General features: G+C 63.5%; 1 protein-coding gene. It reads left to right on the top strand.

Features of this window, described 5'->3' with window-relative positions; genetic code table 11:
* Positions 1 to 230 (top strand): filamentous hemagglutinin N-terminal domain-containing protein (locus KVT39_RS37615; protein ID WP_217591543.1); only part of this gene is annotated, 230 nt, incomplete at both ends.

A 230-nucleotide genomic window follows, 5' to 3' on the forward strand; every position in this document is an offset into this window, starting at 1 on the left:
GTCCGCGGACAACAAGACGATGTCGATCAACCAGCACACGGACAAGCTGTTCACGAACTGGCAGGACTTCAGCGTGGGGGGTGGCGAGCGAGTGTCGTTCCAGCAGCCGACGCACCAGTCGATCGCGCTGAACCGGGTGATCGGGGCGAACGGCAGACAGATTCACGGTCAGATCGTCGCGAACGGTCGCGTGTTCCTGGTGAACCCGAACGGCGTGGTGTTCGGCGCGG

This window comes from Burkholderia sp. GbtcB21, assembly GCF_019091065.1.
In the GTDB taxonomy this organism is placed as follows: domain Bacteria; phylum Pseudomonadota; class Gammaproteobacteria; order Burkholderiales; family Burkholderiaceae; genus Burkholderia; species Burkholderia pyrrocinia_C.